A 13133-nucleotide genomic window follows, 5' to 3' on the forward strand; every position below is an offset into this window, starting at 1 on the left:
ACGAGAGGGCACGAGCGGGAAGTAGCACGTCCGCCTGAGTGTCCCACTGCGCCAACCTGGAACGAAAGGACCTCGCTTGACGCAGCTGCTTCGACTCGCCGCCCTGGTGTCTCTGATTCCCTCGTTCGCCTCCGCGGACGTGGCGTGGAAAGGCGACTTCGAGACGGGCAATACCTCGCAGTGGACGCGCAGTCAGAGCGTCTCCAACAGCCGTCTCCAGGTGGTGACGGATGTGGTCCGCGAGGGCCGCTATGCGCTGAAGGCCACGGTGCGCCAGGGCGATGACCCCATCAACGCCAGCGGCAACCGCAATGAACTGCTCTACATCAGCCAGGAGAAGACGGACTCCACCTGGTACTACAAGTGGAGCACCCTCTTCCCCACCAACTACCCGCTCGATGACAGCTGGCAGGTCTTCGCGCAGTGGCACCAGGAGGGCTGCTGCGGCTCACCGCCGCTGGAGTTCTACGTGCGCGGCGAAGCGATGCACATGCGCGTGGGCGGCGCGAAGGGCAAGGTGCTGTGGACGGCCCCGCTCAAGCGCGGTGACTGGAGCGACTTCGTGTTGCAGGTGAAGTGGTCGCCCAACGCGAAGACGGGCTTCGTCCAGCTCTGGCACAACAACGAGGTCGTCGTGCCGAAGACCTACGTCGCGACGCAGTTCGGCAAGGAGATGAACTACCTGAAGCTGGGCCTGTACCGCGACGACGCCATCCGCCCCGAAGCCAGCGTGTACCATGACGGTTTCACCATGGCCTCGACGCTGGAGGAGGTCATGCCGCCGCCGACGACGCCGGAGCCGGCCCCCGAGCCCCCCGCACCGGAGCCCGAGCCCACCACTCCCGCGCCGGAGCAGCCAGGTGAGGACGCGCCGTCCGAGGAGCTCCCCGACGTGCCCATCGTCCGGACGCCCGACACGCAGCCGCAGACCCGCTGGGGCGTCACCACCCCCGAGGACATCCTCTCCGGGGAGAGTCCGCTGGGCGCCGACGGGTCGCGGGGCTGCAATGCCTCCGGCGGCGGAACGGCGGGTGTGCCCATCACCGCCGCGGTAGGCCTGCTCTCCTTCGCCGCGCTGTTCGCCCGCCGCCGCAAGCCAGCACAGGCTCGCGCCCACGCGAAGCGCTGAGCGGCCTCGGCATCGCGGGGCGTGTCGGTGATACGGCAGGCCCCGCGCGGCAAGGTCGCGAGTCAGGGCTCCTTGAGCAGGGGGAGCCCTGAGGTGACCTTGGCCAGCAACGTCCGCAGCGTGGTGCGCTCCTCTTCACTCAAGGGCGCCATCAGCGCGGCAATCCGCCGGTAGTGGTCCGGCAACACGCTCTCGATGAGTTGCCGAGCCTTGGGCGTGAGGCGCACCGTGTACATGCGGCGGTCCTCCGGATGGTCCTCGCGGGAGATGAGGGCATCCTTCTCCAACGTGTCCAGCAGCCCCGTCATCGTGGCCCGGCTGACGCCAGAGCTCTCCGCGAGGTCCGCGGGCGTGAGCCCACTCACGCGCTCCACGTCGTCGTCCTCAGTGGTGAGCAGTCGGACCAGCACCATGAAGCGACCCATCGACAGCCCGTGACGGCCCAGGTGCGCCTCATAGGCCCCCGACAAGTCGTGCGAGGCCCGCAGCAACGTGATGCACGTCTCGATGGCGCTGGCGTCGAGCTCGGGGAAGCGCAGCGCCAGGCGCTGGAGCCGCTCGTAGCGCGGCATCGCCGCGGGCGTCGGGGAAGTGGGAGGTCGAGTAGGCACGGCACAGGCCTCGTAAGGCTCCTAATGATTTTAGGCAATCAGAAAGGGCGCGCTCCGCACCGTGGGCTGGCGCCTGCTGGCCCGGGCGTTATGAACAGGCCGTGCTGGATGTGAAGGACGCGGCCGTGCAGACGGCCCTGCGCCGCGCGTGCGAGGAGGTCGGCTTGCCGGACTCGCTGCGGGGTTGCGTGTATCCCCTCCTTCGCGATCCGGAGGGTGACTGGCCGGGCTGCTGCGGTGGAGGCTGCCACCCGTGTGCCTCCTCCCTGGTGGACGTGGCGATGCGCACGTTGGAGCTGCTCGGCACGCCCCGGCGCGCGCCCGTGGTCGGGTGAGGTGAAGTGAGGCCGGGCAGCGGCATAGGCTGCGGGCATGAATCCCATTGTCCATGCCGAGCTGGCCTGGCTCGCGGCGCAGGGTCTGAAGGAGCGCAGGGACCGCATCCTCGTCACCTGCGCGGGACTGGCGCCGGACCTGGATGGACTCACGCTGCTCGCGGGCGAGGCGTATTACTTCCGCTATCACCACGTCATCTTCCATGGCTACGTGGGTGCCATCGTCACGGCGGTGGCCTGCGCGGCGCTGGCGCGGCAACGGCTGCGGGTGGCGGCCCTGTCCCTGTTCACCTTTCACCTGCACCTGCTCTGCGACCTCGCGGGCAGCGGCCCGGGCTGGCCCATCTACTACTACTGGCCCACGAGCATGCGGGAGTGGTTCTGGGAGGGGCAGTGGAACCTCGCCTCCTGGCAGAACGCGGTCATCGGGCTGGCCACCACGCTGCTGTGTCTGGCGTGCGCGCTGCGATTCCGACGCACCTTCGTGGAGGTGTTCTCCGCCCGGTGGGACGCGGAGGTCACGCGCACGCTCCGGCGCCGGTTCCTCCGTGAGGATTTCGTGCGGGAACCATGACGTGATTGTCCATGCGTCCGTCGCCAGCATGGACGCATGCTCATCCTCGGACTCGGGTTGATGGCAGTGGGCGTGCTGGGGGCGTCGATCGAAGCCCCCGTCACTTCAGTCACTGTCTACAGTGACCAGGCGCAAGTGGTTCGCTCCGGCAGCCTCACGGTGTCCGGCTCGCGGCGGGTGACGTTTCCCCGGCTGCCCAAGAACGTGGATACGGACTCCATCCGCGTCGAAGCCGTCGGCGCGGAGGTGTCCCACGTCGACGTGCGCACCGTGAAGGGGGAGGCCTTCTCTCACGACGAAGCCCGAAAGCTCATCGCGAGGTTGGAAGACGTCGACGTCGTGCTCGCGCGCATCGCCGCTGAGCGCAATGTTCTTCACGCGCAGATTGAAGCGCTCCGGCGTATTCGTCCCACGGTGCCGGGTGACGGCGAGGCGGCACGGGCGCAGACGCCCCCCTCCAGTTGGAGCACCGCCGCGGCCTTCCTCGTTGACAACATCGCGCGGCTCGACACTCGGATGCGAGAGCTGGAGGCACAATCCGAGACGCTCAAGAAAGAACAGCAGCAGCACAAGGAGCGCGCCTCGACGTTGGGCAAGACGTTTGGCGAACCGGGTGTCGAGGTGGGCGCAACGCTCACGGGCAAAGGCGCCACGAAGGTGACGTTGACGTATCTCACCACCGGGGCCCGCTGGTATCCCCGATATGAGTTGCAGCTCCAGCCTGAGTCGCAACGGATGCAGATGGCCTTCTACGGCCGCGTCAGTCAGGAGACGGGTGAGGATTGGGAGGGCGCGCGGCTCACGCTCAGCACCGCCCTGCCCTCCAATGCCACCGCGATGCCGAAGCTCAGCACCTGGAAGCTGGGCGTCCGGGAGCGCTTCATTCCCACGCCCCATCCCCATCAAGAGTCCATTCGGCCCGCGCAGGCCGCTCCGGACAGCCAGCCCAAGGTCACGGCCTCGGCCGACCAAGCACTGCGTGCGCAGTTGCTATTCCTGGCTGGAGCGCAGACCGGGGAGCCCCCCGCGCCCACGCAGCCCCAAGCCCCCGAGCCTCCTCGGGAAAAGGGCCGAGGCACCATCCTGGGCACCGTCATCGACGCGCAGTCCCGAAAGCCGCTTTCAGACGTGGTCGTCATCGCGACGTCCCCCTCGGCCGAGGGGGACTACGTGACAGTGACCAACGCCAAGGGTGAGTACCTCATCCCCGGGATTCCCGCGGACCTCTACACCTTGCGGTTCGAACGAGAGGCGAACAAGCCCTATGCCCGCAGCCACATCCAACTCCGTCCGGCCCGTACGATCCGCGTCAACGTGGAGCTGCTTTCCGATGCCCTGCGCGAAACAATCGGAATCAATGGCCGCGGGCCCATCATCGACGTCGGCTCCTCCATGGCGGGCGTCAATATTGACGTGAACTTCGCCCACAGGGACCCCATCCCGCAGGACGTGGGACTGAGCCCACCGCCTGCCTGGCGGCCCCCCACATTCGCCCCGGAGTCGCCCGTCGCCGTCGCGGGGGGCTACAACCTCACCTTCACCTCGCAGCATCGGGAGACGCTTCTCAGCGGCAAGGGTGAACGCAGCCTGCCCCTGGTCTCCGAATCCTGGCCCGTGCAGGTGGAGCGACAGGTGTTCCCCGCGCTCTCGCCAAACGCATACCTCGTCGCGACACTCAAAGGCGCCGCCCGGACCGTGCTTCCCGGCGGAGACGCGTCGCTCTTCGTGGGGACCGACCCGGCCGGCTCCGCGACGTTGGAGACGCTCGTCCCCGGCGGCACCTTCACCCTGCCGCTGGGCATCGACCGCGCGGTGCGCAGTGCCCGCAATGTGCGGCTCGTCGAGGCGGAGAAGGGCTTCATCTCCAAGGAAGAGGTGGGTACCTACGAAGTCACCATCGAGGTTCCCAATCCCTATCCCTTCCCGCTGGCGGTGAGCGTGATGGACCAACTCCCGCTCAACACCGACGGCAAGGTGGAGGTGGCGCTGGTCCGCGCCGTGCCCTCCGTTCAGCCCGACACGGGAACGGGGAAGCTCCAGTGGAACGTGACGGTGCCCCCGTCCAGCAAGTCCACCGTCACCTTCCAATACACCATGAGCCGCCCCAAGGGCTGGCGTCTGTACCAGAAGTAGTCCGAGGACCGCCCCATGCCTGCCCTGTCCCTGACGCTGTGGGCGCTCGTTGCGTCCGCCAAGGTGTCCACTGTCGTGGTGTACCCGGATCGTGCGCAAGTCACGCGCGAGCAGACCGTGACGTGCCGGGGCCCTACCAGCGCCCTTTTCGAAGCCGTCCCCCTGGCCGCCGTGCCCGACAGTTTGCGTGCCCGCGCCATGGGCGCCACCGTGGAAGGCCTCATCAGTGAAGAGTCCGCGCGCGAGGAAGCCCATCGCGAGGAACGCACCCGCCTGGAAGCCCGCCTGGGCGCCATCCTCCGTGAGGAAAAGGCCCACAACGATGCGGTGGCGCGAGTGAGCGACCTGAGAACGCTCGCGAATGGCTACACGGATGTCGCCGTGGACCGCATCACTCGGGAACTGACGGCTTCAAAGCCCGACCCACGTGCCTGGGCAGCCTCCCTCGATTCGGCGTTGGCCGTGCGGCAGCGCGCGATGACCGAGGCCCTGGAGGCAAGCGCCAGACTGCGCACGCTCGAGAAACAGCGCTCCCAGGTGGAAGCCGAAATGGAGATGCTCCGGCTCGACACCGAACGACAGGAACGCCGCGTGGAGGTGCGCCTGTCCTGTCCCGAAGGGGCGCGGGCCATCGTGGAGCTGACCTATCTGGTGAGCCAGGCTTCCTGGACACCCTCCTATGAGGCCCGCGCGAACGAGAACAGCCAGACGCTGGAGTTGACGACGCTGGCCACGGTGCGCCAGGCCACCGGTGAGGATTGGTCGGAGGCAAAGCTGGTGCTCTCCACGGCGCAGCCGCAACGGGACGCGACGCTTCCGGCAATCCGGCCCCTGACCGTGTTCGCGGAGGAACGGGCGAAAGAGCGCCGGGTGTTGGTGCGCCGCGACGAGCAGCCACAGCACGCCCACGCGGGAGGTACCGACAACACCGCGCGTTCGAAGGGACTCGAATCCGTACCACAGGGCCTGTCCGTGCAACTGGTGGCGCCGACCCCCGTGAGCATCCCTGGCGATGACAGCGCCGTGCGCGTGCAGGTGGCGCAGACCCGGCTCAAGGCCGCGTTCCACTGGCGCACCATCCCCAAGCTGCACCCCGTCGTCTTCCGCGTGGCCCGCTTGAACAACGCCGCCGCGTTCCCGCTGCTGCCAGGTGATGTGGACCTCTATCGTGGCGCGGGCTTCATCGGCCGCCAGTCACTGGAGCACGTGGCGCAAGGTGCCCCCTTCGAGCTGACCTTCGGCGTGGAAGAAGGCCTGCGCGTGGAGCGCCGCGTGGTGGAGGAACTCCAGCGCCCCAAGGGCCTGTTCAAGGACACGCAGCGCTTCCGGTACGCCTACCAGTTCACGCTGAACAACCTCCGCGCGCACCCGGAAGAAGTGGAGCTCTCCGACCACTTCCCCGTCTCCGAACTGGACGACGTGAAAGTGGCCCTGGAGCCCGAGACGACGGCCGGCTACACGCTCCAATCCAACGACGGCATCGCCACCTGGAAGGTGAAGCTGGCCCCGGGCGAGAAGCGGACCGTGGACTTCGCCTTCCACGTCGACGCCCCCTCCCACTACGAAACGAAGGGGCTCTGACGTCGCATCGGGGCATCCTGCCCCTCTCCGGGGCAATCTGCCCCGCCCAGGGTGGGACACGGCACCCGCGTCCCCGAGTGAGGCACCGCCCCGCCTCCGTTGGCACAGTGGATGCTTTGCGTGGGCCCAAGGAAGTACGTCCCGCCCGTCCCGACAGCCGGCGAGGGCTCGTGCGGCAAACGCCGCCTTCCTTGTTGCAGCACTCGCGGTACGTTGTGAGAACCCACCTCCGGTCCGTGCGCTCCCTCCCCCTCGAGGCGCACGGACCGGAGCAGCCTCTTTACGAACCGCCCGTGAGACTCGCCCGCAAGTTCACCCTCGCCCTCGTCCTGCTCGCCATCGCCGTCATGGCGGGCTTGCAGTACGTCCAGGTCCGCCGCGAGCTCGAGCGCTCCGCCCTGGACATGCAGCATGACCACCGGTTGCTCGGCCACACGCTCGCTGGCTCCATCGGCAAGGCGTGGCAGCTCGCCGGGGAGCGCGAGGCGCTCACCCTGCTCCACCAGGCCAACCGCTTCCAGGAGCAGGTCCACCTGCGCTGGGTGTGGCTCGATGGCGGCCCCGGCACCCCGGCCCTCACCGGCTTCCCGCCGCGCCTGCTCTCGACCCTGCTCCAGGGCAAGGACGGCTCCATGGTGGACCCCGCCGTGGACCCCGGCCTGCTTCATTCGTACACGCCGGTGCTCATCGGCAACCGGCTGGGCGCCATCGAAATCACCGAGTCGCTGGGCGAACAGCAGAAGTACGTCAACACCGTGGTCATGGGCACCTTCGCCGCCACCGCCGCCATGGCCATCGGCTTCATCGTGGCCGCCATGGCCATGGGCCGCCGGCTGGTGGGCGAGCCGGTGGACCAGCTCGTGTCTCTGGCCCACCGCATCGGCGAGGGCGACCTCACCGCCCGCGTGCCGCTCCCGCAGCGCCGCGGCGACGAGCTCACCACCCTGGCCGGCGCCATGAACCGCATGGGCGAGCAACTGGAGGAGACGCGCTCGCGCCTCGCCACGGAGACGGCCGCGCGCCTGTCCGCCGTGGACCACCTGCGTCACGCGGACCGGCTCACCACCGTGGGCAAGCTGGCCTCCGGCGTGGCGCATGAGCTGGGCACCCCGCTCAACGTCGTCATGGGCCGGGCGAAGATGATCTCCTCCGGCGAGGCGGAGGGCGAGGAAGTGGGCGAGTGCGCGCAAATCATCTCGCAGCAGGCCCAGCACATGACGGCCATCATCCGTCAGCTCCTCGACTTCGCGCGGCGGAGGAAGCCGCACCGCGCGCCAGAAGACGTGCAGGGCCTGGTCGAACGCACCCTGTCGCTGCTGCGCTCCATGGCGGCGCGAAACAGCGTCACGCTGGAGACGGACATCCCCGCGGGACTCACGGTGGAGGTGGACGCGGGCCAGGTGCAGCAGGTGCTCACCAACCTGGTGATGAACGGTGTGCAGGCCATGAAGCAGCCGGGCACAGTGCGCGTGCGCGCGGCCCACACCCGGAGCACCCCGCCCCCGGACGTGGGCGGACCCGAGGCGGACTTCGTGCGCCTGGACGTGGAGGACGAGGGCCAGGGAATTCCCGAGGACGTGCTGTCCCACCTCTTCGAGCCCTTCTTCACCACCAAGGACGTGGGAGAGGGCACCGGACTGGGCCTGTCTGTCTCCTATGGGCTCATGCTGGAGCATGGCGGCTGGATTGCCGTGCGCAGCGAGCCCGGACGCGGTAGCTGCTTCTCCATCTACCTGCCAAGGGGTGAAGACACATGCCAGGCCGCGTCCTAGTCGTCGAGGACGAGCGCGAGATGCGCGCGATGTTGGAGAAGGGGCTCACGCGCCGGGGCTTCACGCCCGTGGCGCTCCCGTCAGCGGACGAGGCCCTGGTGCGGCTGGCCGCCGAGGACTTCGACGTGGTGCTCACCGACCTGCGCATGCCCGGCATGGACGGGCTGGCGCTGTGCGAGCGCATCGCCCTCAACCGCCCGGACATCCCCGTGGTGGTGGTGACGGCCTTCGGCAGCCTGGAGACGGCGGTGGCCGCCATCCGCGCCGGCGCGTACGACTTCGTCACCAAGCCCATCGACGTGGACGCGCTGGTGCTGGTGCTGGAGCGCGCCGTGCAGCACCGCGCCCTGCGTGAAGAGGTGCGCAGGCTGCGCCAGGAGCTGGGCCGGCGCGAGGACAGCGGCACCGTGGTGGGTGAGAGCCCCGCCATGAAGCAGGCCTACGCGCTCATCGACCGCGTGGCGGACCTGGACTCCACGGTGCTGATTACCGGCGAGAGCGGCACCGGCAAGGAGGTGGCGGCCCGGGCCGTCCACACGCGCGGGCGCCGCAAGGACGGGCCCTTCGTCGCCATCAACTGCGCGGCCATGCCGGAGGCCCTGTTGGAGAGCGAGCTGTTCGGCCACGCCAAGGGCGCCTTCACCGACGCCAAGGCCGCCCGCACCGGCCTGTTCGTCCAGGCCAATGGCGGCACCCTCTTCCTGGACGAGGTGGGCGAGCTGCCCCTCACCCTCCAGCCCAAGCTGCTGCGCGCCCTGCAGGAGCGCACGGTGCGCCCGGTGGGCGGCGACACGGAGCTGCCCTTCGACGCGCGCATCGTCGCCGCCACCAACCGCGACCTGGAGCTGGCCGTGGAGGAGGACCGCTTCCGCGAGGACCTCTACTACCGGCTCAACGTCATCGGCGTGGAGCTGCCGCCGCTGCGCGCGCGCGGCAACGACGTGCTGGCCCTGTCCCAGCGCTTCATCGAGCAGTTCGCCTCGCGCACCGGGAAGCGGGTGCTGGGCCTGTCCCCCGCGGCGGCCCAGCGGCTGCTCGCCTACGGCTGGCCGGGCAACGTGCGCGAGCTGCAGAACTGCCTGGAGCGCGCGGTGGCGCTCACCTCCTTCGAGGAAATCACCGTGGACGACCTGCCCGAGCGCGTCCGCAACTACAGCCAGCCGCGCGTGGTGCCGGAGACGCAGGACGCCTCGGAGCTGGTGACGCTGGAGCAACTGGAGCGGCGCTACATCCACCGCGTTCTGGAGGCGGTGGGCGGAAGCCGCACGCTGGCGGCGCGCATCCTCGGGGTGGACCGCAAGACGCTGTACCGCAAGCTGGAGCGCGACGACGACACGCGCAAGGCCTGACGTCAGTCCACCACGTCCAGACGCACCTCGAAGAGGCAGGGCCACAGCTTGCCTGTCATGAAGATGCGGCCCGAGCCCGGCTCCACGGCGATGCCGTTGAGCACCGCCTCCGGGTTGGTCACCTGCCCCGCCACCGCGCGCGTCAGCGCCGACGCGTCGATGACGCCCACCACCGTGCCCGTGGCGGGGTCGATTTCCAGCACGTCCGAGCTGTGCCAGATGTTGGCGTAGATGACGCCGTTGGCGCACTCCAGCTCGTTGATGAGCTCCACGGGCTGGCCGCGCAGCTTCACCTGCACCGCGCCCACCAGGGCGAAGCCGTCGGGCTCGTGGAAGGTGAGCATGGTGCCGCCATCGCTGCGCACCAGCTTCCCGTTCCAGTAGCAGAGGCCCCAGCCCTCCCCCGAGTAGCGCGTGGTCCGCTCGCGCTGTGGCGGCATGCCGCTCCAGGTGAAGAGCACGCCTTCGGTCCAGGTGAGCTGGTACAGGCGCTCACCATCGCTGGCCAGGCCCTCCGCGAAGATGTTCCCCAGGCGCTCCATCCACACCGGCTGCGCGCTCTCCAGCGACAACTGCCGCAGCGTCCCCTGGTGCCCGGTGCTCTCGAAGAGGTGCCCCTGGTGGAACACCAGTCCCTGGGTGAAGGCATTCGTCGCGTGGGGATACTCACGGATGATGTGCGCCACGCGCCGCACGGGTTCCTGCACGCTGCCTCCCGCATCCGGCACCGGCCGGTTCGTGGGGCTGCAATGGCACGCCGCGCCCAGCGCGAGCAAGGACAGCAGCGAGGATGGAATCCGCATGAGACGCCTCGAGTGAAGCGGTTCGTGCGACGCCCACCGCCCCGCGCGAGCCTGGACCCAGGCCCGTCAGGGTGCAAGCACCCGCCCCACCGCGTCCATCGGATTTCTCGCCGGGCCCGCGACACTGGGCGAACAGTCAGGGCACGCGCGCCGTGAAGCCTCAGCGCGGCGGCGGTACCAGCATCTCCACCGCCTCGCACAAATCCTCCATGGCGAAGGGCTTGTTGAGCACGCGCGCCGCGCCGAGCAGCTCCGCTTCCTGGTGGAGCTGCGCATCGCCGAAGGCGGTGATGAGGATGACGGGCGTCGTCCAGCCCTCGCGGCGCAGGCGGGCCAGCACCTCGATGCCCGAGAAGCCGGGCATGCGCACGTCGGTGACGATGAGGTCGGGGACCTGCGTCTGCTGCGCGAGCAGTCCGTCCACCAGCGCCTTGACCAGCCCCGGGCCGTCCGGTGCCTCCACGACGTCATACCCGCGCCGGGACAGCGCCCGCCGCAACAGGCTGCGCATCTCGGGCTGATCCTCCCCCAGGAGGATTCGCGGAGCGCTGCGGCGCGACACCCACTCACGCGTCGACAGCGGCCACTCCCGCACCTCGTCGCTGACCGCCGTGAATTCGTCTGGCCCCATCAATGGCTGCTCCTTGTGGTGTGGTGGGCACGCCCGGCACCTGGGCCCCTCCCTCGCTTCGGGACGGGGCGGCGCCGGGCGCCCAACGCATGAGCATCCGCCGTGCCACGCCGTGGCCCCGGAGCGTTGGCCCCTGCCCGCCCGCCAGCCGACCCGCGAGGGCCCGCTCGCCCCCCATGCCTGGGCCGCCAGGAGCCCCATCCCTGTCGCCCATATAAGGAGGCGCTCCGCTTCTGGGACCGGCGCGGCACACCCGGACAGCGCGCCGGCCTGGGGGCGGGACGCTCCTGACAGGTTCCACACCCGCTGTATGGCCCGCTGGCGCCCCAGAAACGGGGGCGGGGCACGTTGCCCCGGGGAGAAATGCCCCAAGCCGGGGCAGTTTGCCCCGGGATGATGGGGCACCTGGGGCACGCACGGACCGTGGCTCCGAGGCATTCCGAGGGCGAGGAGCGTTGGCCCGCCAACTGCAATGCCTCCCAACATCGGTTCGGGCGCGGGGCTCACGCAAGAAACCCCATGGCGATGACCGCTGCTGACGTCGGGGGACAGTCGGCCGCAGGGCATCACCTTCCACCCCTCCAAGGTGGGACCTTTCTCGCGCAGGCCCCTCGCCTGGACCGGCATTTTCCCTCTCGATTGGAGAACGAACGATGGCCTGCTCGCTCCCCTCCCGCCGCTTCCTCAGTGCGCTGGTCCTTCTTCCCGCCGCCACGCTTGGCGCCTGTGGCCAGGCCATTGGCTCCGCGTCCGCGGCGTCGCCCGCTCCCACCGCCCACGTCGCCGCCGCTGTTCCGTCGCAGGCGGCGCCGCCCATCCAGAAGGCGCTCTTCAATCCGGCCGTGGCCGGAAGCCAGGGCGGCATCACCTCGCTGGCGCCGCTGGTGGACGCGGTGAAGGGCGCGGTGGTCAACGTGGAGGTGCGCGCGCGGCCCCGCAGGTCAGCCGCCATGCAGCGCCTGCCACCCGGCATCGCGGAGCGCTTCGGCCTGCCGCCCGGGTTCGGCGGCGAAGGCAACGGCCCGGCACGACAGGGCGCGGGCTCCGGCTTCATCATCGACGCCTCCGGCATCGTCCTCACCAACAACCACGTGGTGGAGGACGCCGACCAGGTGCGCGTGAAGCTGGATGACGGGCGTGCCTTCGACGCGGAGGTGATGGGCCGCGATCCGCTCACCGACGTGGCCCTGCTGAAGCTGAAGGGGGCGCCGGGCAACCTGCCGGCGGTGCCGCTGGGGGACTCGGACGCGCTGCGCGTGGGCGACGCCGTCATGGCCATTGGCAATCCCTTCGGCCTGGCGTCCAGCGTGAGCGCGGGCATCCTCTCCGCGCGGGCCCGCGACATCCAGGCGGGCCCCTATGACGAATTCCTCCAGACGGACGCCGCCATCAACCCCGGCAACTCCGGCGGGCCGCTCTTCAACATGCAGGGCGAGGTGGTGGGCATGAACACCGCCATCGTCGGCGGCGCCACGGGCATCGGCTTCGCGGTGCCCAGCAAGCTCATCCAGGCGCTGCTGCCGCAGCTCAAGGAGACGGGCGTGGTGCGTCGCGGCTGGCTGGGCCTGGCCGTACAGGACCTCACGCCGGACCTGGCGCGGGCGCTGGGCCTGGAAGCGATGAAGGGCGCGGTGGTGGCGGGCGTCAACCGCGGCAGCCCGGGCGAGCGCGCCGGCCTGCGCGAGGAGGACGTCATCACCTCCGTCAACGGCAAGCCGGTGGACTCCGCGGGCGGGCTGACGCGCGCCGTGGCCCTGCTCCAGCCCGACAGCCGCGTGAAGGTGGACCTGCTGCGCGGTGGCAAGGCGCAGTCGCTGGACGTCACCCTGGGCACGCGGCCCGCGCAGAATGGCGAGCAAGAGGTGCTTCCGCGCAACGCGTCCGCCTCCGCGCCGAGGCGGCTGGGCGTGCAGTTGTCGGACACGCGGGACGGCGGCGCGCAGGTGGTCGCCGTGGAGCCGGGCAGCCCCGCCGAGCGCGGGGGCCTGGTGCCGGGCATGGTGCTGGTCCAGGTGGGCGACCAGAAAATCGCCAGCGCGTCGGACGCCGCCCAGGCCCTGACGGCCGCGAAGCCCGGCGCCGCGCTGCTCCTGCGCGTGCGCATGCCGGGTTCGGAGTCCACGCTGCTGCGCGCGGTGGAAGTCCCGGAGCGCTGAACACGGTGGTGGGAAACTGTGGACCCCCGGGATGGTACGTAGACGACCCCGGGGGTTCT

The 13133-nt window shown here is 69.8% G+C and carries 11 protein-coding genes; 8 read left to right on the forward strand and 3 right to left on the reverse strand.

The window, feature by feature from the left end:
• The first annotated feature begins 76 nt into the window (after positions 1 to 76).
• Positions 77 to 1129, forward strand: a complete 1053-nt coding sequence (locus FMP39_RS01765; protein WP_141588297.1) for a heparin lyase I family protein — start codon at positions 77 to 79, stop codon at positions 1127 to 1129.
• Between the two features lie 62 nt (positions 1130 to 1191).
• Here FMP39_RS01765 and FMP39_RS01770 read toward each other — a convergent pair whose 3' ends face one another.
• Positions 1192 to 1740 (reverse strand): MarR family winged helix-turn-helix transcriptional regulator, encoded by a 549-nt coding sequence (locus tag FMP39_RS01770; protein WP_141588298.1) that lies wholly within the window; start codon positions 1738 to 1740, stop codon positions 1192 to 1194.
• Positions 1741 to 1841: 101 nt separating this feature from the next.
• On the opposite strand from FMP39_RS01770, the gene FMP39_RS01775 reads away from it, so the two are divergent.
• From FMP39_RS01775 to FMP39_RS01800, 6 genes are all read left to right on the forward strand, one after another.
• Positions 1842 to 2075 (forward strand): hypothetical protein, encoded by a 234-nt coding sequence (locus tag FMP39_RS01775; protein WP_090485340.1) that lies wholly within the window; start codon positions 1842 to 1844, stop codon positions 2073 to 2075.
• 37 nt (positions 2076 to 2112) lie between these two features.
• The gene (locus FMP39_RS01780; RefSeq protein WP_090485344.1) at positions 2113 to 2649 is read left to right on the forward strand and encodes a metal-dependent hydrolase; all 537 of its coding nucleotides are present in this window, start codon (positions 2113 to 2115) and stop codon (positions 2647 to 2649) included.
• A 36-nt stretch (positions 2650 to 2685) separates the two neighbouring features.
• Positions 2686 to 4782 (forward strand): mucoidy inhibitor MuiA family protein, encoded by a 2097-nt coding sequence (locus FMP39_RS01785; RefSeq protein ID WP_141588299.1) that lies wholly within the window; start codon positions 2686 to 2688, stop codon positions 4780 to 4782.
• A gap of 15 nt (positions 4783 to 4797) precedes the next feature.
• Positions 4798 to 6363 carry a mucoidy inhibitor MuiA family protein gene (locus FMP39_RS01790; RefSeq protein WP_141588300.1) on the forward strand — a complete coding sequence of 522 codons (1566 nt, stop codon included), beginning with the start codon at positions 4798 to 4800 and terminating at the stop codon, positions 6361 to 6363.
• A gap of 293 nt (positions 6364 to 6656) precedes the next feature.
• Positions 6657 to 8135, forward strand: coding sequence for a HAMP domain-containing sensor histidine kinase (locus tag FMP39_RS01795; RefSeq protein ID WP_141588301.1), 1479 nt, complete (start codon positions 6657 to 6659; stop codon positions 8133 to 8135).
• Positions 8117 to 9484 (forward strand): sigma-54 dependent transcriptional regulator, encoded by a 1368-nt coding sequence (locus FMP39_RS01800; protein ID WP_141588302.1) that lies wholly within the window; start codon positions 8117 to 8119, stop codon positions 9482 to 9484. The genes FMP39_RS01795 and FMP39_RS01800 overlap by 19 nt, the downstream gene beginning before the upstream one ends.
• A gap of 2 nt (positions 9485 to 9486) precedes the next feature.
• Here FMP39_RS01800 and FMP39_RS01805 read toward each other — a convergent pair whose 3' ends face one another.
• Both FMP39_RS01805 and FMP39_RS01810 read right to left on the reverse strand, forming a co-directional pair.
• The gene (locus FMP39_RS01805; protein WP_141588303.1) at positions 9487 to 10287 is read right to left on the reverse strand and encodes a glutaminyl-peptide cyclotransferase; all 801 of its coding nucleotides are present in this window, start codon (positions 10285 to 10287) and stop codon (positions 9487 to 9489) included.
• Between the two features lie 160 nt (positions 10288 to 10447).
• Positions 10448 to 10918, reverse strand: a complete 471-nt coding sequence (locus tag FMP39_RS01810; RefSeq protein WP_020478154.1) for a response regulator — start codon at positions 10916 to 10918, stop codon at positions 10448 to 10450.
• Between the two features lie 653 nt (positions 10919 to 11571).
• Here FMP39_RS01810 and FMP39_RS01815 point away from each other — a divergent pair.
• Positions 11572 to 13074: a Do family serine endopeptidase gene (locus tag FMP39_RS01815; protein WP_141588304.1), complete on the forward strand. Its 1503-nt coding sequence runs from the start codon at positions 11572 to 11574 to the stop codon at positions 13072 to 13074.
• The last annotated feature ends 59 nt before the right edge of the window (positions 13075 to 13133 follow it).

Origin of the sequence: Myxococcus sp. AB056 (assembly GCF_006547365.1) — a bacterium.
GTDB lineage: Bacteria > Myxococcota > Myxococcia > Myxococcales > Myxococcaceae > Myxococcus > Myxococcus virescens.